The sequence below is a fragment of the Micromonospora sp. NPDC049230 genome (genome assembly GCF_040647875.1).
Classification (GTDB): Bacteria; Actinomycetota; Actinomycetes; order Mycobacteriales; family Micromonosporaceae; genus Micromonospora.
Map to the genome: position 1 here is coordinate 149,713 of NZ_JBEZCZ010000006.1, position 20,058 is coordinate 169,770.

At 72.0% G+C, this 20,058-nt stretch carries 14 protein-coding genes; 11 read left to right on the top strand and 3 right to left on the bottom strand.

What is annotated here, in order from left to right:
• Positions 1 to 4: 4 nt before the first annotated feature.
• Positions 5 to 811, bottom strand: a complete 807-nt coding sequence (locus AB0A95_RS07865) for a DUF3105 domain-containing protein (protein WP_357554854.1) — start codon at positions 809 to 811, stop codon at positions 5 to 7.
• A gap of 97 nt (positions 812 to 908) precedes the next feature.
• Between AB0A95_RS07865 and argS the strand changes: the two genes are divergently transcribed.
• The 9 genes from argS to rho all read left to right on the top strand — a co-directional run bounded on the left by argS (position 909) and on the right by rho (position 15,690).
• Complete coding sequence (gene argS, locus AB0A95_RS07870; protein WP_357554855.1) at positions 909 to 2,576, top strand: arginine--tRNA ligase; 1,668 nt, start codon at positions 909 to 911, stop codon at positions 2,574 to 2,576.
• A 1-nt stretch (position 2,577) separates the two neighbouring features.
• Entirely contained in the window at positions 2,578 to 3,963 is a 1,386-nt protein-coding gene (lysA, locus tag AB0A95_RS07875; RefSeq protein ID WP_357554856.1) for a diaminopimelate decarboxylase, read from the top strand.
• Between the two features lie 8 nt (positions 3,964 to 3,971).
• A complete protein-coding gene (locus AB0A95_RS07880) occupies positions 3,972 to 5,282 on the top strand; it encodes a homoserine dehydrogenase (RefSeq protein ID WP_357554960.1) in 1,311 nt (436 codons plus the stop codon).
• Between the two features lie 140 nt (positions 5,283 to 5,422).
• Entirely contained in the window at positions 5,423 to 6,472 is a 1,050-nt protein-coding gene (thrC, locus tag AB0A95_RS07885) for a threonine synthase (RefSeq protein WP_357554857.1), read from the top strand.
• A 141-nt stretch (positions 6,473 to 6,613) separates the two neighbouring features.
• Positions 6,614 to 9,880: an efflux RND transporter permease subunit gene (locus tag AB0A95_RS07890; RefSeq protein WP_357554858.1), complete on the top strand. Its 3,267-nt coding sequence runs from the start codon at positions 6,614 to 6,616 to the stop codon at positions 9,878 to 9,880.
• Positions 9,881 to 10,049: 169 nt separating this feature from the next.
• A complete protein-coding gene (locus AB0A95_RS07895; RefSeq protein ID WP_357554859.1) occupies positions 10,050 to 10,871 on the top strand; it encodes a polysaccharide deacetylase family protein in 822 nt (273 codons plus the stop codon).
• 11 nt (positions 10,872 to 10,882) lie between these two features.
• Positions 10,883 to 12,127 carry an MFS transporter gene (locus tag AB0A95_RS07900; RefSeq protein ID WP_357554860.1) on the top strand — a complete coding sequence of 415 codons (1,245 nt, stop codon included), beginning with the start codon at positions 10,883 to 10,885 and terminating at the stop codon, positions 12,125 to 12,127.
• A gap of 168 nt (positions 12,128 to 12,295) precedes the next feature.
• Positions 12,296 to 13,240 carry a homoserine kinase gene (gene thrB, locus AB0A95_RS07905; RefSeq protein WP_357554861.1) on the top strand — a complete coding sequence of 315 codons (945 nt, stop codon included), beginning with the start codon at positions 12,296 to 12,298 and terminating at the stop codon, positions 13,238 to 13,240.
• 299 nt (positions 13,241 to 13,539) lie between these two features.
• Positions 13,540 to 15,690 carry a transcription termination factor Rho gene (gene rho / locus AB0A95_RS07910; RefSeq protein WP_357554862.1) on the top strand — a complete coding sequence of 717 codons (2,151 nt, stop codon included), beginning with the start codon at positions 13,540 to 13,542 and terminating at the stop codon, positions 15,688 to 15,690.
• A 76-nt stretch (positions 15,691 to 15,766) separates the two neighbouring features.
• Here the strand turns inward: rho and AB0A95_RS07915 are convergent, their stop codons facing one another.
• A complete protein-coding gene (locus tag AB0A95_RS07915) occupies positions 15,767 to 16,663 on the bottom strand; it encodes an AAA family ATPase (RefSeq protein WP_357554863.1) in 897 nt (298 codons plus the stop codon).
• 326 nt (positions 16,664 to 16,989) lie between these two features.
• Between AB0A95_RS07915 and rpmE the strand changes: the two genes are divergently transcribed.
• Together rpmE and prfA are read left to right on the top strand one after the other, a co-directional pair.
• Positions 16,990 to 17,214, top strand: coding sequence for a 50S ribosomal protein L31 (rpmE, locus tag AB0A95_RS07920; RefSeq protein ID WP_007464546.1), 225 nt, complete (start codon positions 16,990 to 16,992; stop codon positions 17,212 to 17,214).
• A gap of 133 nt (positions 17,215 to 17,347) precedes the next feature.
• Positions 17,348 to 18,436 carry a peptide chain release factor 1 gene (prfA, locus tag AB0A95_RS07925; RefSeq protein ID WP_357554864.1) on the top strand — a complete coding sequence of 363 codons (1,089 nt, stop codon included), beginning with the start codon at positions 17,348 to 17,350 and terminating at the stop codon, positions 18,434 to 18,436.
• Positions 18,437 to 18,487: 51 nt separating this feature from the next.
• On the opposite strand, the gene AB0A95_RS07930 is transcribed toward prfA, so the two are convergent.
• Positions 18,488 to 20,032: a GGDEF domain-containing protein gene (locus AB0A95_RS07930; RefSeq protein ID WP_357554865.1), complete on the bottom strand. Its 1,545-nt coding sequence runs from the start codon at positions 20,030 to 20,032 to the stop codon at positions 18,488 to 18,490.
• Positions 20,033 to 20,058 lie beyond the last annotated feature (26 nt).

The following is a 20,058-nucleotide window of genomic DNA, read 5'->3' on the forward strand; positions in this document are numbered from 1 at the left end:
GTCCTTACTGCTGGGGTGGCTGCTGCTGCTGCGGAAGCTCGCGGGGGGTGGTGCCGGTGGCGGTGATGCCGGTGTTGCACAGCGCCGTCGGACCCTCGGCGGAGGCGTTCACCCGCAGGTCCTTGATGAACTCGTCGATCCGCGAGTCGTCGGCGTTGTCGAGCTTGAGCTGGTAGCCCCAGGCCTGGAGCGAGATCGGCTTGTCCAGGCCCTCGTACGGGCTCATCAGCATCTTCTCGACGCCGCGCACCTTGCCGGCGAGCTTGTCGACCTGGTCCTTGGGCAGGTCGGGGCGGTAGGTGATCCACACCGCGCCGTGCTCCAGGCTGTGCACCGCGTGCTCGTTGGCGATCGGGGCGTCGTAGACGTCGCCCATGCAGTTTTGCCAGGCGGCGTTGTGCACGCCACCCACCGGCGGGGAGTATTTCCAGGTCAGCGGGCCCGACTTGTGCGACTCGTACTTCAGGCTTTCCCCGTCGGTCTTGCGGATGTTGACGATGCCGTCGATGGCGTTGGCCCGCTTGTCCCACGGCTTGGAGCCCTGGAACGCCGCGTAGGCGCCGTAGCCGATGATGCCGGCCGCGAGCACGCCCACCGCGACGAAGAGCGCGATGGGGCCCCAGGCGCGGCCCTGGCTCACCTTGACCGGGGTGACCGGTTTGCGCGGGCCCTTGCCGCCTGCCCGCGGGGAGCCCGCCGGCTTGCCGGAACCGGCCTTGGCGCCGGACGCCGGCCGGCCCGCGGCCGGCTTCTTCCCGGTGCTGACCACGGTCGGGCGGCGCTCAGGGCCACCGGGGGTGCTGATGCTCATCGTGCCTCGTCAAGTCGGTCGGTCAGGGGAATGGCGGGCCGGATGACGCGCAGGGTAGCCGCCGAGTGCCCGAGTCTACCCCCGATAACATGGCTGGGTGACTCCTGCAGAACTCGCCTCGGTCGTCCTTGCCGCCGCCCACGCCGTCTTCGTCGAGCGTGGCCTGGACCGCGCAGCCCTGCCGGAGCACACGGTGGTGGAGCGACCGCGCAATCCCGAGCACGGCGACTACGCCTCGACCCTCGCGTTGCAGTTGAGCAAGAAGGTGGGTGTTCCGCCCCGGGAGTTGGCCGCCGCCCTGGCCGAGGAGCTGGGCCGGTCAGCGGGGGTCAAGTCGGTCGAAATCGCCGGTCCGGGCTTCCTGAACATCCGGCTCGACGCGGCCGCCGCCGGTCAGCTCGCCCGGGTGATCGTCGAGGCCGGTGCGGAGTACGGCCGCAGCGACCGGCTGGCCGGCGAGCGGATCAACCTGGAGTTCGTCTCGGCCAACCCGACCGGGCCGGTGCACATCGGCGGGGTCCGCTGGGCGGCCGTCGGCGACGCGTTGAGCCGACTGCTGCGGGCCACCGGCGCCGACGTCGGCACTGAGTACTACTTCAACGACGCCGGTTCGCAGATCGACAGGTTCGCCCGTTCGCTGCTCGCCGCGGCCAAGGGTGCGGCGGCGCCGGAGGACGGCTACGGCGGGGCGTACATCGCCGAGATCGCCACCGAGGTGCAGGCCCGCCGCCCGGAGGTGCGGGCCCTCGACGACGACGCCGCCCAGGAGGTCTTCCGGGTCGAGGGCGTCGCGCTGATGTTCGACGAGATCCGCTCCTCGCTGCGCGACTTCGGGGTGGAGTTCGACACCTACTTCAACGAGAAGGACCTGCACGACCGGGGCGAGTTGGACCTGGCGCTGAACCGGCTGCGCGAGCAGGGGCACCTCTACGAGTCCGAGGGCGCCACCTGGCTGCGTACCACCGACTTCGGCGACGACAAGGACCGGGTGCTGCGCAAGTCCAACGGCGAGTGGACGTACTTCGCCGCGGACTGCGCCTACTACCTGGACAAGCGCGAGCGTGGCTTCGAGCGGGTCGTGATCATGTTGGGTGCCGACCACCACGGCTACATCGGCCGGATGAAGGCGATGGCCGCCTGCTTCGGCGACGACCCGGAGCGCAACCTGGAGATCCTCATCGGGCAGCTGGTCAACCTGCTGCGCGACGGCGCCCCGATGCGGATGAGCAAGCGGGCCGGCACGGTGATCACCCTGGAGGACCTGGTCGAGGCGATCGGCGTGGACGCCTCCCGGTATGCGTTGGCCCGCTACTCCAGCGACTCCCCGATCGACATCGACATCGAGTTGTGGACCCGGGCGACCCGCGACAACCCGGTCTACTACGTGCAGTACGTGGCCGCCCGGACGGCGGGCGTGGCCCGCAACGCCGCCGAGGTGGGGCTGGTCCCGGGCGACGCCGACGCGTTCCGCCCCGAGCTGCTCGACCACGAGAAGGAGAACGAGCTTCTCAAGGCGCTCGCCGAGTTCCCCGCCGTGGTGGCGACGGCCGCCGAGCTGCGGGAGCCGCACCGGGTGGCCCGCTACCTGGAGGAGGGCGTCGCCGCCTCCTACCACCGCTTCTACGACAACTGCCGGGTGCTGCCGCTGGGTGACGAGGAAGTCACCGACCTGCACCGCGCCCGGCTCTGGCTCAACAACGCCACCCGCACGGTGATCGCCAACGGGCTGCGCCTGCTGGGCGTCTCCGCTCCGGAGAGGATGTGACATGAGGGCTCATGAGGCGGGTGCGCTGCACGCGGACATCAACAACCGGGGGCCGGCCTGGCTGCGTACCCCGGAGGATGTCAATGCCCTGCTGCCGACGCTGTGGCCGCGGTCGGTGACGCGCGGCGCGGACGGCGCGGTCGCCGTCGCGGGCCTGAGCGTCCGCGACATCGCTGCCGAGTTCGGCACCCCGGTGTACGTCCTGGACGAGGCCGACCTGCGGTCGCGCTGCCGCGACTTCCGGGCGGCCTTCCCGACCGAGGACATCTTCTACGCGGGCAAGGCGTTCCTGTGCCGGGCGGTGGTCCGGATGATCGCCGAGGAGGGGCTGCACCTGGACGTCTGCACCGGTGGCGAGCTGGCCACGGCGCTGTCGGCCGGCATGCCGCCGGAGCGGATCGGTTTCCACGGCAACAACAAGTCGGTCGTCGAGCTGGGCCGGGCGCTGGACGCCGGGGTGGGCCGGATCATCGTCGACTCGTTCACCGAGATCGACAGGCTCACCGCGCTGGCCCGCGAGCGCGGGGTCCGGCCCCGGGTGCTGGTCCGGGTCACCGTCGGCGTCGAGGCGCACACCCACGAGTTCATCGCGACCGCCCACGAGGACCAGAAGTTCGGCTTCTCGCTGGCCGGTGGTGCCGCCGCGAACGCCGCGTTCAAGATCCTCGACGAGGGTGTGCTGGAGTTGCGCGGTCTGCACTCGCACATCGGCTCGCAGATCTTCGACGCCAGCGGTTTCGAGGTCTCGGCCCGCCGGGTGCTCGCCCTCCAGGCCCAGATCCGCGACGCGCGCGGCGTGGAGCTGCCCGAGCTGGACCTGGGTGGCGGCTTCGGCATCGCGTACACCACCCAGGACGACCCGGCCACCCCGCAGGATCTGGCCAAGCGACTGCGCAAGATCGTCGATTCGGAGTGCGCGGCGGAGAACCTGGCCGTGCCGCGCCTGTCGATCGAGCCGGGGCGGGCCATCGTCGGGCCGGCCGTGTTCACCCTCTACGAGGTCGGCACGGTCAAGGAGCTCGACGGCCTCCGCACGTACGTCAGCGTCGACGGCGGGATGAGCGACAACATCCGCACCGCGCTCTACGACGCGTCCTACTCGGCGACGCTGGCCTCCCGCGCGTCGGGCGCGCAGCCGTTGCTCGCCCGCGTGGTGGGAAAGCACTGTGAGTCCGGGGACATCGTGGTGAAGGATGAATTCCTGCCCGCCGACGTGCAGCCCGGAGATCTTGTCGCGGTGCCCGGCACCGGTGCGTACTGCCGGAGCATGGCCAGCAACTACAACCATGTGCCCCGGCCGCCGGTTGTCGCGGTGCGCGACGGCCAGGCGCGTCTGATCGTCCGGCGGGAGACCGAAGACGATCTGCTGGCATTGGATGTGGGATGACGTCACCTGTGCGCTTGGCGCTGCTCGGTTGTGGCACTGTCGGCCAGGAGGTGGTCCGGCTGCTGCACGAGCAGTCGGCCGACCTGGCCGCCCGCATCGGTGCTCCACTGGAGATCGCCGGCATCGCCGTCCGTCGGCTGGGCCGCGACCGGGGTGATCTGCCGGTCGACGAGGCCCTGTTCACCACCGACGCGCTCGGCCTGATCAAGCGCGACGACGTGGACGTGGTGATCGAGGTGGTGGGTGGCATCGAGCCGGCCCGAGGCTGGCTGGTCGAGGCGCTGCGGGCCGGCAAGAGCGTTGTCACCGCCAACAAGGCGCTGCTCGCCGAGGATGGTGTGGCCCTGCACGAGGCGGCGGCCGAGGGCGGTGGCGACCTCTACTACGAGGCGTCCGTGGCCGGCGCGATCCCGCTGCTGCGCCCGCTGCGCGAGTCGCTGCACGGTGACCGGATCAACCGGGTCACCGGCATCGTCAACGGCACCACCAACTTCATCCTCTCCGCGATGGACGCGACAGGCGCCGGGTTCGCCGAGGCCCTGGAGGAGGCAACCGCCCTGGGGTACGCGGAGGCCGACCCGACCGCCGACGTGGAGGGCTTCGACGCGGCGGCGAAGGCGGCGATCCTCGCCTCGCTGGCGTTCCACACCCGGGTCGGCGCCGCCGACGTGCACCGCGAGGGCATCACCGAGGTGACCGCCGCGGACATGGCCAGCGCCCAGGCGATGGGTTGCACGATCAAGCTGCTCTGCATCGCGGCCCGGGGCGTCGACCGCACCGGCCGGGAGACCGTCAGCGTCCGGGTGCACCCGGCGATGATCCCGCGCAGCCACCCGCTGGCCAGCGTCGGCGACGCGTTCAACGCGGTCTTCGTGGAGGCGGACGCGGCTGGGCAGCTGATGTTCTACGGTCGGGGCGCCGGGGGTGCGCCGACCGCCAGCGCGGTGCTCGGCGACGTGGTCGCGGTGTCCCGCAATCGGCTCGCCGGGGTGCGCGCGGCGAGCGAGAGCGCGTACGCGGACCTGGCGGTCCGGCCGATGGGCGAGGCGTTGACCCGCTACCACGTGAGCCTCGATGTGGCCGACCGTCCCGGTGTGCTGGCCTCCGTGGCGAACGTGTTCGCCCGGCACGACGTGTCGATCGCGACGGTGCGACAGGGTTCGGCGAGTGGGTCGCCCGGCCGGGCCGGCGACGCCGAGCTGGTCATCGTCACCCACGTCGCACCGGATGCCGCGCTCGCCGCCACAGTCGGCGAGCTGCGTGGTCTGGACATTGTCCGGTCCGTGACCAGTGTGTTGCGGGTCGAGGGCGGCGCCTGATTCGTTGACACCAGGGGTGGGGCTGGCTCGCGCGTCCCGCCAGGTGGGTAAGCCGGGGTGTGCCCTTGACCACTCCGGCAGGCTGGTCCAAGGTGGCCCGATGCGCGGGTCGGCGCAGTGGTTGAGGCGAGGAGAACGACATGTGGCGGGGTCTGATCGAGGCGTACCGGGATCGGCTGCCGGTCACCGCGGCCACGCCTGTCGTCACGCTGCACGAGGGCAACACCCCGCTGTTGCCCGCGCCGGTGCTGTCCGCGCGGATCGGCTGCGACGTGCACCTCAAGGTGGAGGGTGCCAACCCGACCGGCTCCTTCAAGGACCGGGGGATGACCCTCGCGGTGTCCAAGGCGGTCGAGGCCGGCAACAAGGCCATCATCTGCGCCTCCACCGGCAACACCAGCGCCTCCGCCGCGGCGTACGCGGCGCGGGCCGGGCTGACCTGCGCGGTGCTGGTGCCGCAGGGCAAGATCGCGTTGGGCAAACTGGCCCAGGCGCTGGTGCACGGCGCGAAGCTGCTCCAGGTCAGTGGCAACTTCGACGACTGTCTGTCGCTCGCCGCGAAGCTCGCTCAGGACCACCCGGTCGCGCTCGTCAACTCGGTCAACATCGACCGGCTGCACGGCCAGAAGACCGCCGCCTTCGAGATCGTCGAGGCGCTCGGTGACGCGCCCGACATCCACTGCCTGCCGGTCGGCAACGCCGGCAACATCTCCGCCTACTGGATGGGCTACGCGGAGGAGCAGGCCGCCGGCGCCACCACCCGCGCGCCGAAGATGTACGGCTTCCAGGCCTCCGGTGCGGCCCCGATCGTGACCGGCCAGGTGGTGCCGGAGCCGTCGACGATCGCCACCGCCATCCGGATCGGCAACCCGGCGAGCTGGACCAAGGCGTTGGACGCCCGGGACACTTCCGGTGGTCTGATCGCCGCGGTGACCGACCGGGAGATCCTCTCCGCGTACCGGCTGCTCGCCCGCGAGGTGGGTGTCTTCGTGGAGTTGGGCAGCGCGGCCAGCGTGGCCGGCCTGCTCCAGCAGGCCGCGGCGGGCGCGGTGCCGCCGGGGTCGACTGTGGTCTGCACGGTGACCGGTCACGGCCTGAAGGACCCGGAGTGGGCGATCTCCACGGCCCCGGCGCCGCTGACCATCGCGAACGACCCGATGGCCGCCGCCCGCGCCCTCGACCTGGCCTGAGCGCGCCACCGTCCGGCTGCTGATCGGCGGCGGGCCGGCGGACCTCGGGACGGCCCGGGGGCGGCGGGGGTCGGGCTGCGCGAGTCCGGCACACTTTCGGGTATCCCCGCCCGCATTCTCGTTCAGGAGTGAACCAGGCCGATGTCGCTGCTCGCCAGATTCAGCCTCGCCAACCGAGGGCTGATCGCCCTCATCGCGGTGGTGACCACGGCGTTCGGAGCGTTCGCCGTTCCGTCGCTGAAGCAGCAACTGCTGCCGTCGCTCGAGTTCCCGGCCGCGTTCATCGTGGCCGCCTACCCCGGTGCCGGCCCCGAGATCGTCGAGTCGCAGGTGACCGAGCCGATCGAGAACGCCCTCCAGGGCATCCCGGGGTTGGACAAGGTCACCTCCACGTCCCGCGAGGGGTCGGCCACCGTCCAGGTGACGTACGAGTTCGGCACCGACCTGGACGACGTGGTCAACAAGATGCAGACCGCGCTGAGCCGGATCGACGCCCAGCTGCCGTCGAGCGTCGACCCTCAGGTCATCGCGGGTAGCACCGACGACCTGCCGGCGGTGGTGCTGGCCGCGGCCGGCGCGGCGGACGAGCGGGCGCTGGCGGAGAAGCTGCGGGCGACAGTGGTGCCGGAGTTGGAGGGCATCGAGGGGGTCCGCACCGTCGAGGTGACCGGCACCCGCGACGACGTCGTGGTGGTCACCCCGGACCCGGCGAAGCTGGCCGCCGCGCAGGTGCAGCCGACGGCGATCGGCGCGGCGCTGAAGACGAACGGCGTGGCCGTTCCGGCCGGCGCGGTGACCGACGACGGGTTGACCCTTCCGGTGCAGGTCGGTACGCCGATCGCCAGCCTGGAGGACCTGCGCGGCATCGTCATCACCCCTGGCGCGTCGCCGGTCCGCCTCGGTGATGTGGCGACTGTCGAGCAGCAGCTCGCTCCGGCCACCGCGATCACCCGGACCAACGGCAAGGACAGCCTCGGCATCGCGGTCACCGCCGCGCCGGACGGCAACGCCGTGCAGATCTCGCACGAGATCCGCGACCGGCTCGCCGACCTGAAGGACGCCTCCGGCGCGGAGCTGACTGTGGTCTTCGACCAGGCGCCGTTCGTGGAGAAGTCGATCGAGTCGTTGACCACCGAGGGCCTGCTCGGCCTGGTGATGGCGGTCCTCGTCATCCTCGTCTTCCTGCTGTCGGTGCGGTCGACGGTGGTCACGGCGGTCTCCATCCCGCTCTCGGTGCTGGTGGCGTTGATCGCCCTGTGGATCGGCGACTACTCGCTCAACCTGCTCACCCTCGGCGCGTTGACCATCGCGGTGGGCCGGGTGGTGGACGACTCGATCGTGGTGTTGGAGAACATCAAACGACATCTGGAGTACGGCGAGGAGAAGCGGCACGCCATCGTCACCGGCGTCCGCGAGGTGGCCGGTGCCGTGACCGCGTCCACCCTCACCACTGTGGCGGTGTTCGCGCCGATCGCGCTGGTCGGCGGGTTCGTGGGCCAGCTCTTCGCACCGTTCGCGATCACCGTGACGGTGGCGCTGCTCGCCTCGCTGCTGGTGTCGCTGACCGTGATCCCGGTGCTCGCGTACTGGTTCCTCAAGCCGCGTGGCGGCACCGCGGACGACGAGGCGGTGCGACGTGTCGCGGAGGAGAAGGAGCTGCGCAGCCCGTTGCAGCGGGCGTACCTGCCGGTGGTCGGGTTCGCCACCCGCAAGCGGGCGACCCGGTGGATCACCGTGGGGCTCGGTCTGCTGGTGCTCTTCGGCACCTTCGGCCTGGCCCAGAAGCTGGAGACCAACTTCCTGGACGACTCTGGCCAGGACACCCTGAACATGAGTCAGGAGCTGCCGGCCGGCAGTGGCCTGGCGGCCACCGACGCGGCGGCCAAGCAGGTCGAGTCGGTGCTGTCGGCCACCAAGGGCGTCGAGACGTACCAGGTGACCGCCGGCGCGGGGGACAACCCGTGGGCGGGTGGCGGCGGCAACAACGTCGCCAACTGGTCGTTGGCGCTCGACGGTGACACCGACGCGAAGCAGATGCGTGAGGTGCTGCGCAAGGAGTTCGACAGGCTCGGCGCCGGTGTGGGTGAGATCAGCTTCGGTGGCGGGCAGGAGGCGTCGACAAGCCAGCTGGAGGTGATCGTCCAGGCCAGCGACCCGGAGGCGCTGACCCGGGCCACCGAGGAGGCGCGGGCGGCGATGGCCGGTGTCCCGGACGTCGAGGACGTCTCCACCAGCCTGGCCGAGCGGGTGCCGCGGGTCGACGTGACTGTCGACCGGGTCGCCGCCGGTCGGGCCGGGCTCACCGAGGCCGCAGTGGGGCAGTTGGTGTCGCAGGCGTTCCGGGGAGCGCCGCTGGGTGAGGTCGCGCTCGACGGTCAGCAGCAGAACGTCGTCCTTCGGCTGGGCTCGCAGCCACCGATGACTGTGGAGGAGTTGCGGGCGCTGCCGGTGGGTTCGGTCAAACTGGACGACATCGCGGACGTCACCCAGGGCGAGGGGCCGCAGCAGGTCACCCGGATCGACGGTGAGCGCAGCGTGTCGGTGACCGGTGCGGCGACCGGCTCGAACCTGGGCGCGACGAGCAAGGAGCTACAGAAGCGCCTGGACGGCATCGACGTGCCGGGCGCGAGCTTCACGATCGGTGGCGTCAGCGCGGACCAGGCGGATGCCTTCGGTGATCTGGGCCTGGCGGTGCTGGTGGCGATCGCGATCGTCTTCCTGATCATGGTGGCCACGTTCCGCAGTCTCACCCAGGCGCTGATCCTGCTGATCTCCATCCCGTTCGCGTCGACAGGCGCGATCGGCCTGCTGCTGGTCACCGGGACGCCGCTCGGCGTGCCGGCGTTGATCGGTGTGCTGATGCTCGTCGGCATCGTGGTGACGAACGCGATCGTGCTGCTCGACCTGATCAACCAGTACCGGGCACAGGGCATGGGGGTCCAGGAGGCGGTGGTCGAGGGCGGCCGGCGTCGGCTGCGCCCCATCCTGATGACCGCCGTGGCGACCATCTTCGCGCTGTTGCCGATGGCCTTCGGGCTGACCGGTGAGGGCGGCTTCATCTCGCAGCCGCTGGCGGTGGTGGTGATCGGCGGTCTGCTCAGCTCGACGCTGCTCACCCTGATCCTGGTGCCGACGCTCTACACGATGGTGGAGCACACCAAGGAGTCGCTGCGGGCTCGACGCGACCGGCGGCGCTCCGGCGGGCCGGCGGAGACCGACGAGGCGACCAGCCCGAACCAGGTGGCGGTGCCCGGTGACGTGTCCGCGCCGGCGTCGGCCGGGAGTGCGCCGTCGGCCGGGCGAGGGGCCCCGTCGGGTGCGCTTGTGGATGGCACCGACCAGTTCGAGGTCCTACGGCTTCCCCGTAGCCGTACCTCGCCGCTGCCCCCGTCGGAGCCGACCGAGTAGGGCCCGGCTCCGACAAGCACTGCGCAACGCCCCCGACGGGCCCCGCCGGGGGCGTTGCGGCTATCCGGCACCGGGACACTCCGATGGGAGATCCGTGCCTGCACCTTGCGTTACTTCTTGCATACTCCTAGTGGTCTGGTGGACGTGCTGTGCGGAGTGGGGCGGACGGATGAGCGAAGGCACGCGCGGCTGGTCCCGGCGCGACCTGCTGCGCCGGAGCGCCCTGCTGGTGGGTGGCGTGGCCGTCGGTGTGGGGGCGTCCGAGGCGTGGCGGAGCACCCATCGCCGGCTGCCGCTCGCCGGGGGCCCGGCCAGCGCCACGCTCGGCAACGGGCGGGGAGTCGGCTCCGGCGAGCTGGCGGTCGTCTGGTCGGTGCCGACCGGGCAACGACTCGTGGCGCTCACCTTCGACGACGGCCCGGCGCCACAGTGGACCCCGATGGTCCTGGACGCCCTGGCCCAGCACCGGGTGCCTGCCACCTTCTTCCTGGTCGGGTCGCAGGCCAAGCGGCACGCCGACGTCGTCCGCGGTCGGCTCGCCGGCCACGAGGTGGGCAACCACAGCTGGCAACACCGCGACCTGGCCCAGATGGACGCCGCCGAGGTGTACGACGACCTGAGCCGCAGCCACGACGCGATCGCCGACGCGACCGGAAGCGCACCCCAACTGGTCCGCCCACCGTACGGTCACCTGGGTGGGGCGGTGCTGCACGCGGCGGCGCGGCTCAACTATCGACTGGTGCTCTGGTCGTTGCAGATGGTGGAGCGCGAGTTTCCGGACGATCCGGCCGGCCACGCCCGGCGGATCACGACCGAGGTCCGGCCGGGGACGATCGTGTTGGGACACGACGTCGGTGACCGGCGACGTCTGGTCGCGCTCCGCGGCCTGCCAGACATGATCAACGGGCTGCGGGCACGGGGCTTCACCTTCGTCACCGTCTCCGCGCTGCTCGCAGCGGGTGTACGGCCGACGCCCGCACCGACCCGGTAGGGTCCCGCTCCGTGGCGTCCACCCTCTCGGTCCTGACCGGCAATCGGAGTTTCCGCAACCTCTTCCTGGCCGAACTGGTGGTCTTCGGCGCCGACTGGTTCGTCATGGTGCCGCTTCTGGTGCTGCTGCCGCAGCTGACCGGCAGCGGGGTCTGGGGCGCGCTGGTGTTGGCGGTGGACACCGGCATCGTGGCGCTGCTGCTGCCGTACACCGGCACCATCGCCGACCGCGTCGACCGCCGGAAGATCATGATCGGCGCCAACCTGGCCACCCTGGTGGGGGTGTTGCTCCTGCTCGGCGTGCGCAGCGCCGGAACGGCGTGGCTGGCCCTTGTCGCGATCGGGGTGGTCGCGGTGGCGAAGGCGTTCTACTCGCCGGCCGCCCAGGCCGCGCTGCCCAACGTGCTGGAGCCGCACGAGCTGGCCGCTGGTAACGCGGTGGCCGGTTCCGCCTGGGGCACCATGACAGTGGTCGGTGCCTCGCTCGGCGGCGTCCTCAGCACCGCTGCCGGTCCGTACGCCTGCTTCTGGGTGGCGGCGGCGGGCCTGGTGCTGGCCGCGGCCCTCGCCACCCGGATCCGCCGGCCGTTGCAGGCACCACGGGACACCGACCAGCCGCCCCAGCGGACCTGGGCCGCGGTTCGCGAGGCGCTCGGCTACATCGGTCACCGCCCCCGGGTGCTCGCGCTGGTCACCGTGAAGTCGGCGGTGGGCCTGGGCAACGGCGTGCTGACCGTGTTCCCCTTGCTGGCCGGCGTGTACGGCGTCGGCTCGCTCGGCGCCGGCCTGCTCTTCGCGGTGCGCGGCGCCGGGGCGTTGGTGGGGCCGATCCTGATGCGTCGGGTGCTCACCAGGCGGGCGTGGCTGCTGCCGGGGCTCGCGCTGTCGATGTCGCTCTACGGGCTGTCCTATCTGGGCGCGTCGGTGGCGCGTTGGTTTCCGCTGGTGCTGCTGTTGGTCTTCGTGGCGCACTTCGCCGGCGGCAGCAACTGGGTGATGTCGAACTTCGCCCTCCAGGGCGAGGTTCCGGACCGGTTGCGGGGGCGGGTCTTCGCCACCGACATGATGCTCGCGACGTTGGCGATCTCGGTGAGTCAGCTGGCGGTGGCCCTGGTGGTGGACGTGGTGGACGAACGGGTGGTGCTCGCCGGCTGCGGGCTGATCACCCTCGTGTACGCGGTCGGCTGGCGGATCGCCACCCGCCGGCTCACGCTCAGCGATCCGGCTGCGGAGCCGGTGCCGACTCCGGCCAACTGAGGCTGTCGATCCCCGGCTGCGGGCAGCCGACCGGATCGTCGGTGCCGAGCCCCGGGGGGTGTGTCAAAAGCCCCCGGCCAGCCTGCGGCGGGCCCGGACGACGACCACCGGACCGCCGCCTGGACTCCGCCTCGACTCGACCGAGGACACACGCCCTAGCATGAGCGCGTGCCGACGAACTTCACCGCCGGGCCGGTCCGTGTCCGGGTCCCCGCGACCAGCGCCAACCTGGGCCCGGGCTTCGACGCGTTGGGTCTCGCCCTCGGGCTCTACGACGACGTGGCCGCCGAGGTCGCGTCGGGCGGGGTCCGGGTGACGGTGACCGGGCAGGGTGCCGGTGAGCTGCCGGCCGACGACCAGCACCTGGTGGTGCGGGCCATGCGGGCCGCGTTCGACGTGCTCGGCGCCCACCCCGAGGGCCTGAGCGTGGAGTGCGTCAACCGGATCCCCCAGGCGCGCGGTCTGGGCTCCTCGTCCGCCGCGATCGTCGCCGGGGTGCTGCTGGCCCGCGCCCTGGTCACCGACGGGGAGCACCGGCTGGACGACCCGGCCGCGCTCCGGCTGGCCGCCGAGATCGAGGGCCATCCCGACAACGTCGCACCGTGCCTGCTCGGCGGTTTCACTGTGGCCTGGTCCGAGCCGGGGGGCGCGCGGGCGGTGTCCCTGCCGGTCGCGGACGGGGTCCGGCCCACCGTTTTCGTCCCGGCGGAGCGCGGGCTGACCGCCGCCGCGCGGGCCGCGTTGCCGGCCGCCGTGCCGCATCAGGACGCCGCGTTGACCGCGGGCCGGGCGGCGCTGCTGGTGCACGCGCTCACCGCCGACCCGACCCTGCTGCTGCCGGCGACCGTCGACCGGCTCCACCAGGACTACCGCGCACCCGGGATGCCAGGCACATTGGCCCTGGTCAGAGCGTTGCGTGCGGCGGATGTGGCGGCTGTGGTCAGTGGTGCGGGGCCCACCGTGCTGGCGTTCGGCGAGCCTCCGGCGGGCTTCCCGGTGGGAACAGACTGGCAGATTTGGCAGTTACCGATAGACGTCAGCGGTGCGCGGGTTGCTCGGGGTAGACTGGGACACGCCGAGCGGGACCCTGTTGCCGCAGGTCGGAAGAGTTGATTACGCTCTAGACCTAGCACAGCCGCGAAGCACGCGATCTCCTGCGAGGCGGCGCACCCCCGAAGCTCTCGGCGGTCAGCCCGTCACACCCCTGCCAAAGGCCCACGCCGCACCGCAGATTCCACAGGTCGCCGCAGACGGCGAGACCTGCTCACCGACGTTGGTGAGTCGGGATACCGACCGGCTGCTGTGTCACAGACTCCCGCGACGCGTCCTTGCGAGGCGGGTGCACCGAGGCCGCCCGGCCACCTGAGTTCCGACTCCGGGCAGTCCCGGCCTTTATCGAGGGAAGGAATCCATTGAGCGACACCACCGACGTGACGTCGGATGTTTCCAACGTCGCTGGCGATGCCACCGCCGCCGCTCCCGCCCGTCGGCGGCGTAGCGGCACCGGTCTGTCGGCGATGCTGCTGCCAGAGCTGCAGAGCCTGGCTGCGTCGCTCGGCATCTCCGGCACGGCTCGCATGCGCAAGGGCGAGCTGATCGCCGCGATCTCCGAGCGGCAGGGCGGCAACGCCGCCGGGACCCCTCGACCGCGGGCCGAGGTCGCGGCCGCGGCCGCCCCGACCCGCGAGGGGGTGCGTGCCGAGGTGCGGGAGACCGCCGATCGGCCGGCAGCCGAAGGGCGTAGCGCCGAACCGGCGCCCGCCGAGCCGGCCGCCGAGACCGAGGGCCGCACCCGCACCCGGCGGAGCCGGACCGCGGCGGCGGAGACCCGTCAGACCGAGACGCGTCCCGCTGAGACCCGTCCGACCGAGGCACGCACCGAAGAGGCGCGTACCGAAGAGGCTGGCGCCGGCGAGCGGACCGACCGCGGCGAGAATCGCCGGGACCGGGCCGAGCGTCCGGAGCGCGCCGAGCGTGCCGATCGCGGCGAGCGTGCCGACCGGGGCGAGCGCAACGAGCGGGGCGAGCGTGCTGAGCGGGGCGAGCGTGCCGACCGGGGCGAGCGCGCCGAGCGGGGCGAGCGCAACGACCGGGGCGAGCGTGCCGACCGGGGCGAGCGTGCTGACCGGGGCGAGCGCAACGACCGGGGCGACCGCGCCGAGCGGGGCGAGCGCAACGACCGCGCCGAGCGTTCCGACCGGGGCGAGCGTGCCGAGCGCAACGACCGTCCGGAGCGCAACGACCGCGCCGACCGCAACGACCGTGGTCAGCGTGTCGAGCGGGACAGCGACGGCGACGACGAGGAGGGTGGCGGCCGGCGTGGCCGGCGCAGCCGCTTCCGGGACCGTCGCCGCGGACGCGGCGAGCGCACCGAGACCGGCACCGACACCGGCGGCCGTGAGCCGCAGGTCAGCGAGGACGACGTGCTCGTCCCCGTGGCCGGCATCATCGACGTGCTCGACAACTACGCATTCGTCCGGACCACCGGCTACCTGGCCGGCCCGAACGACGTGTACGTCTCGATGTCCCAGATCAAGAAGTACGGCCTGCGCCGCGGTGACGCGATCACCGGTGCGGTGCGGGCGGCCCGCGAGGGCGGCAACAGCGGCGACCAGCGGCGCGACAAGTACAACCCGCTGATGCGGCTGGACACCATCAACGGGATGGAGCCGGAGGAGGCGCGGCGCCGGCCGGAGTTCTACAAGCTCACTCCGCTCTACCCGCAGGAGCGCCTGCGCCTGGAGACCGAGCCGCACATCCTGACCACCCGGGTCATCGACCTGGTCATGCCGATCGGCAAGGGCCAGCGGGCACTCATCCAGTCGCCGCCGAAGGCGGGTAAGACGATGGTGTTGCAGGCGATCGCGAACGCGATCACCCGCAACAACCCGGAGTGCCACCTCATGGTGGTGCTCGTGGACGAGCGGCCCGAAGAGGTCACCGACATGCAGCGGTCGATCAAGGGCGAGGTCATCGCGGCCACGTTCGACCGTCCGCCGCAGGACCACACCACAGTGGCCGAGCTGGCCATCGAGCGGGCCAAGCGCCTGGTCGAGCTTGGCCACGACGTTGTCGTGCTGCTCGACTCGGTGACCCGGCTCGGTCGGTCGTACAACCTGGCGGCGCCGGCCAGCGGCCGGATCATGTCGGGTGGTATCGACTCCACGGCGCTCTACCCGCCGAAGCGCTTCCTCGGCGCGGCCCGCAACATCGAGAACGGCGGGTCGCTGACCATCATCGCCACCGCGCTCGTGGAGACCGGGTCCATGGCGGACACTGTCATCTTCGAGGAGTTCAAGGGCACCGGCAACGCGGAGCTGAAGCTGGACCGGAAGATCGCCGACAAGCGGACCTTCCCGGCCATCGACATCAACCCGTCCGGTACGCGTAAGGAGGAGGTCCTGCTCGCACCCGAAGAGCTGGCCATCATCCACAAGCTCCGGAAGGTGCTGCACTCGCTGGACTCGCAGGCGGCGATGGATCTCCTGCTGGACCGGCTCAAGCAGTCCCGCACCAACATCGAGTTCCTGATGCAGATCGCGAAGTCGACGCCGGGGGAGTAACAGGTCCCGGGTGACCGACGACGAAGGGGCACGGCCGTCCGGCCGTGCCCCTTCGTCGTGCCCGAGAGGGCCGCCCTCAGAAGTCGCCGTCGGCCACCTGGAAGACGGTGAGGCCGAGGGCTCGCCACATCTGGACCACCTGGACCCGGTCGTCGAAGACACCGACGACCCGGAACCGGTCCCGGATCTCCCGGTCGTAGATCTCCCGCTTCACGATCCAGTCCTTCCGGGAGTCGCCGACGGCACGCAGGTGCAGGCCGAGGTACGGGATCCGCACGTGCCGGGCCAGCCACGCCTCGGTGGCCGGGCGGGCGGAGGTGTCCCGTCCGGAGCAGAAGACGACTCCGTAGCCGGCGGCGTGCATCGCCCGGACCGCCGCGATCACCGCCGTGTTCGGCTGGTCCTCGCCCACCCGGGTCATGTCGTACGGGCTGCGGGAGACGGCCAGCGCGACGGTGCCGTCGATGTCCACCAGGACGATCTCCGGTGGCTCGCTCGACGGCGCGTGCACGGCGGCGGGGCCTCCGGTGCGGGCCTGCGGCACCGGCAACGGCAGCGTCCGCCCCTCCAGGTACCGCTCGTGCAGCCGGCGGATCGCGTCCGCACCGACCTGCTCGGCGGGCGGGCGTGCGGCGTCACGCCGCAGGCACTCGTCCAGCGGCACGTCGGTGAAGTCGTGCACCTCGAAGGTCGCACCGTGCTGGGCGGCCAGGTCGGCCCAGCCCCGCAGCGTCCGCGCGCGCAGGTTGGTGTCGTCCACGCAGACGTCCGCCCGGGCCCGCAGCAGGGCCTCGACCTGGGCCCGCTGGACGGCTGTCACCTGCGCCTCGGCCCACTGGGTGAAGAGCCGCTCGCCGTGCAACATCCGGCGCAGGTCGTCCCGGTCGACCCGGAGGACGGACGGTTGGAGCGTACGGGCGAAGGTCGTCTTGCCCGAGGCGGGCAGTCCTCGGGTGGCGATCAGTCGGGTCATCGACGCCCCTTCGGCTCGGTGCGCGATCCGGACGTGCCGGTCGAGTCGACACGTCCGAAACCGGCGCTCTGGCGCGTACCCCCGGTGGGGCACGTGGCGGCGGCCCGCCGGGTGGGCGAATGCCCCGCCGGGCGGCGGGAATGCGGAGGGGGGAGCACGTGTTGACGATGCCGGACGAGGTGTGCGGCCCGATTACCGGGTCGGCTCAGGCCCATGGCACACTGGTCAATCGGCCACCGGTTCCGGTTCACGCCCGAGCCCGTCGTGTACGGCGCGACGAGTGATGACGGCGACCCGGCGACCACCAACGAGAGGACCGAGGCGAGATGAAGGCAAACATCCACCCGGAGTACGTGACCACCGAGGTCAGCTGCTCCTGTGGCAACACGTTCACGACCCGCAGCACCGCCAAGGGCGGGGCGATCCACGTCGAGACCTGCAGCGCCTGCCACCCGTTCTACACCGGTAAGCAGCGCGTTCTCGACACCGCCGGCCGGGTCGCGAAGTTCCAGCAGAAGTACGCCAAGGTTCAGGCCAAGAAGGCCAAGTAACTCCTCGTTCGGCGCCCGCGTCCGGTTTCCCACCGGACGCGGGCGCCGTCCGCGTTGTGCCCCGTTACGCACCCGGCGGTCGGCCTTCGGGCCGACCATGCCGGCGTCACACCGTCGAAGGAGCATCCGCAGCATGAGCAGCGAGCGTCTGGCCGGCCTCCTCGACGAGTACGCGGAGCTGGAGAAGCGGTTGGCCGATCCGGCCATCCACGCCGACCAGGCCACCGCGCGCCGGGTGGGCCGCCGCTACGCGGAGCTGGTGCCGCTGCACAAGGCCGCCGGTGAGCTGGAACAGGCCCGCGCCGACCTGGCCGCGGCCCGTGAGCTGGCCGCCGAGGACCCGTCCTTCGCGGCCGAGACCGAGGCGATAGCGGCGTCCCTGCCGACGCTGGAGGAGCGCCTCGCCGAGCTGCTCATCCCGCGCGACCCGCACGACGCCAAGGACGTGATCGTCGAGATCAAGGCCGGTGAGGGTGGTGAGGAGTCGGCGCTCTTCGCCGCCGACCTGCTGCGGATGTACACCCGCTACGCCGAGCGGCACGGCTGGGTCACCGAGGTGATCGACGCGCAGGACTCCGACCTCGGCGGGGTCAAGGACGTCTCGCTGTCGATCAAGACCAAGGGTGTGCCGGAGGGTGGCAACGGCGTCTGGTCGCGGCTCAAGTGGGAGGGCGGCGTGCACCGGGTGCAGCGGGTCCCGGTCACCGAGTCGCAGGGCCGCATCCACACCAGCGCCGCCGGGGTGCTGGTGCTGCCCGAGGCCGAGGACGTCGATGTCACCATCGACGCCAACGACCTGCGGATCGACGTGTTCCGGTCGTCCGGCCCGGGTGGCCAGTCGGTGAACACGACGGACTCGGCGGTGCGGATCACCCACCTGCCGACCGGCATCGTCGTCTCCTGCCAGAACGAGAAGTCCCAGTTGCAGAACCGGGAGCAGGCGATGCGGATCCTGCGGGCCCGGCTGCTCGCCGCCGCCCAGGAGCAGGCCGACGCCGCCGCCTCGGACGCCCGCAAGGCGCAGGTGCGCACCGTGGACCGTTCGGAGCGGATCCGCACCTACAACTTCCCGCAGAACCGGATCAGCGACCACCGCATCGGCTACACGGCGTACAACCTGGATCTGGCGCTCGCCGGCGACCTGGACGGGGTGCTGGACGCGCTCGCCGAGGCCGACCGCGCGGCCCGCCTGGCCGGCGACACCGAACTGACCCGCCGCTGAGCGCACCCGGCGGCCATCCGGCCGGACGCGCCGCCGCGGGCGCGCGGGCGATCAGCTCGCGCGGGGGCGGGACTTGGCGCGGAGCATCTCCCGGTCGGCCTGTTCGAAGGCGACGCTGAGCGCGTCCCGCAGCCCGCCGCCGGAGACCTCCGCGAAGCCGATGCTCACCCCGACCGGGGTCCCCGGCACCAGCGACTCCCAGTCTTCGAGTCGGACGGCGGCCTCGATCCGGCGGGCCACCTCGGCGGCCTCCGCCATGCCGGTGTCCGGCAGGACCACCACGAACTCGTCACCGCCGTAACGGGCCACGAAGTCACCCCGGCGCATCACCCGGTTGATCACCCCGGAGATGCGTTGCAGCACCAGGTCACCGGAGTGGTGCCCGTGGCGGGTGTTGACCGCCTTGAAGCCGTCCAGATCGCAGACACCGATCACCACCCGTTCGCCCCGCCTGACCACGGCGGTGATGTAGCGCTCCAGCCGGCGCCGGTTGGGCAGCCCGGTGAGCGGGTCGGTCAACGCCTCGCCCTCGAACCGTGCCGCCTCGCGGCGCATCTCCTCGTGGTCGATCCGGGCGGCGATGCCGTCGATGTAGACGTCCCGCAGCCGGTCGTTGCGCTGGGCGGCGAGCCGGAACGCCAGCCGGTCGGCCCGGTGCGCCGCCGGGTGGTCCCCGGCACGGGCCAGCGCGATGCTGCGCAGACGGGCCGGCTCGGCCGCACCGAGCGTCTCGTTGGACACGTGGATGGTGTCCAGTCGGGTGACCGCCTCGATCGGCCGCCCGTCGGCGACGGCGAGGCACACCTGCCCGAGCTGGCGCATGTCGCGGGCGCGGGCGCTGTCCCCACCGTGGCTGATCAGGCGGGCCGGTTCGGTCTTCCGGTCGGGTTCCAGTTGGTCGCCGAGCGCTGCCTGCCGGGCCGCCGCGTAGCCGTACGCGGCGAGGCTGCTCGGGCGTAGCCGGCCGGCCCGCCCGGAGCGTACGAAGCGGGCCAGGTCGGCGGCCACGTCCCGGAGCACCCGCAGGCAGCCGTCGCTGTCGCCGTTGTGGTCAAGTGCCACGGCGTTGCGCAGCCGGATGCCCGGCGCGGCGAACGTCTCCTCGGGGATCCCGGCGGTGAGCCCGAGCTGCCGGGCCCGCTCGATGGCCCCGAGGGCGTACCCGTGGAAGCTGAGGTAGCTGTACGCCATCGCCAGGTCGTGCCAGCCCCAGGCGGTGTCCCGGTCCGGGTCCTCGACGGCGCCCAGCGCCCGGGCGGCTCGGACGAGGTGGGTGACGCAGCGGTCCAGTGCGCCCTGGTGGTGTGCGGCGAGGGCGGCCAGTGCGTTGAGGTGCCCGTGCAGGTACGGCTCGGCGAGATCGCGGACGGCCGCCGACGCCTCCTCGATGGCCCTGGTGAACTCCGCCGTCCGACCGAGATTGATCAGCGCGGAGAGGCGCTGCACCATCGCGTCCGCCCGTGCCGCCGGGTCGGTCGTGGTGCGGATCACACGCTCCAGCAGCACGTACGACTCCGCGGAGCGGCTGGCCTCCTGCAACGCCCGGGCGCGCGTGAGGGCATCAACCTGGTCATCGACCCGGTCGAGCCAGCCCACCCGCCAACCTCCTGTCGTGTGCGCCG

Excerpts from the sequence above, each read along its gene's own strand:
- AB0A95_RS07865 (WP_357554854.1), bottom strand. The coding sequence starts at position 811 with ATGAGCATCAGCACCCCCGGTGGCCCTGAGCGCCGCCCGACCGTGGTC.
- lysA (WP_357554856.1), top strand. The coding sequence starts at position 2,578 with ATGAGGGCTCATGAGGCGGGTGCGCTGCACGCGGACATCAACAACCGG.
- thrC (WP_357554857.1), top strand. The coding sequence starts at position 5,423 with ATGTGGCGGGGTCTGATCGAGGCGTACCGGGATCGGCTGCCGGTCACC.
- AB0A95_RS07890 (WP_357554858.1), top strand. The coding sequence starts at position 6,614 with ATGTCGCTGCTCGCCAGATTCAGCCTCGCCAACCGAGGGCTGATCGCC.
- AB0A95_RS07895 (WP_357554859.1), top strand. The coding sequence starts at position 10,050 with ATGAGCGAAGGCACGCGCGGCTGGTCCCGGCGCGACCTGCTGCGCCGG.
- AB0A95_RS07915 (WP_357554863.1), bottom strand. The coding sequence starts at position 16,663 with ATGACCCGACTGATCGCCACCCGAGGACTGCCCGCCTCGGGCAAGACG.
- rpmE (WP_007464546.1), top strand. The coding sequence starts at position 16,990 with ATGAAGGCAAACATCCACCCGGAGTACGTGACCACCGAGGTCAGCTGC.
- prfA (WP_357554864.1), top strand. The coding sequence starts at position 17,348 with ATGAGCAGCGAGCGTCTGGCCGGCCTCCTCGACGAGTACGCGGAGCTG.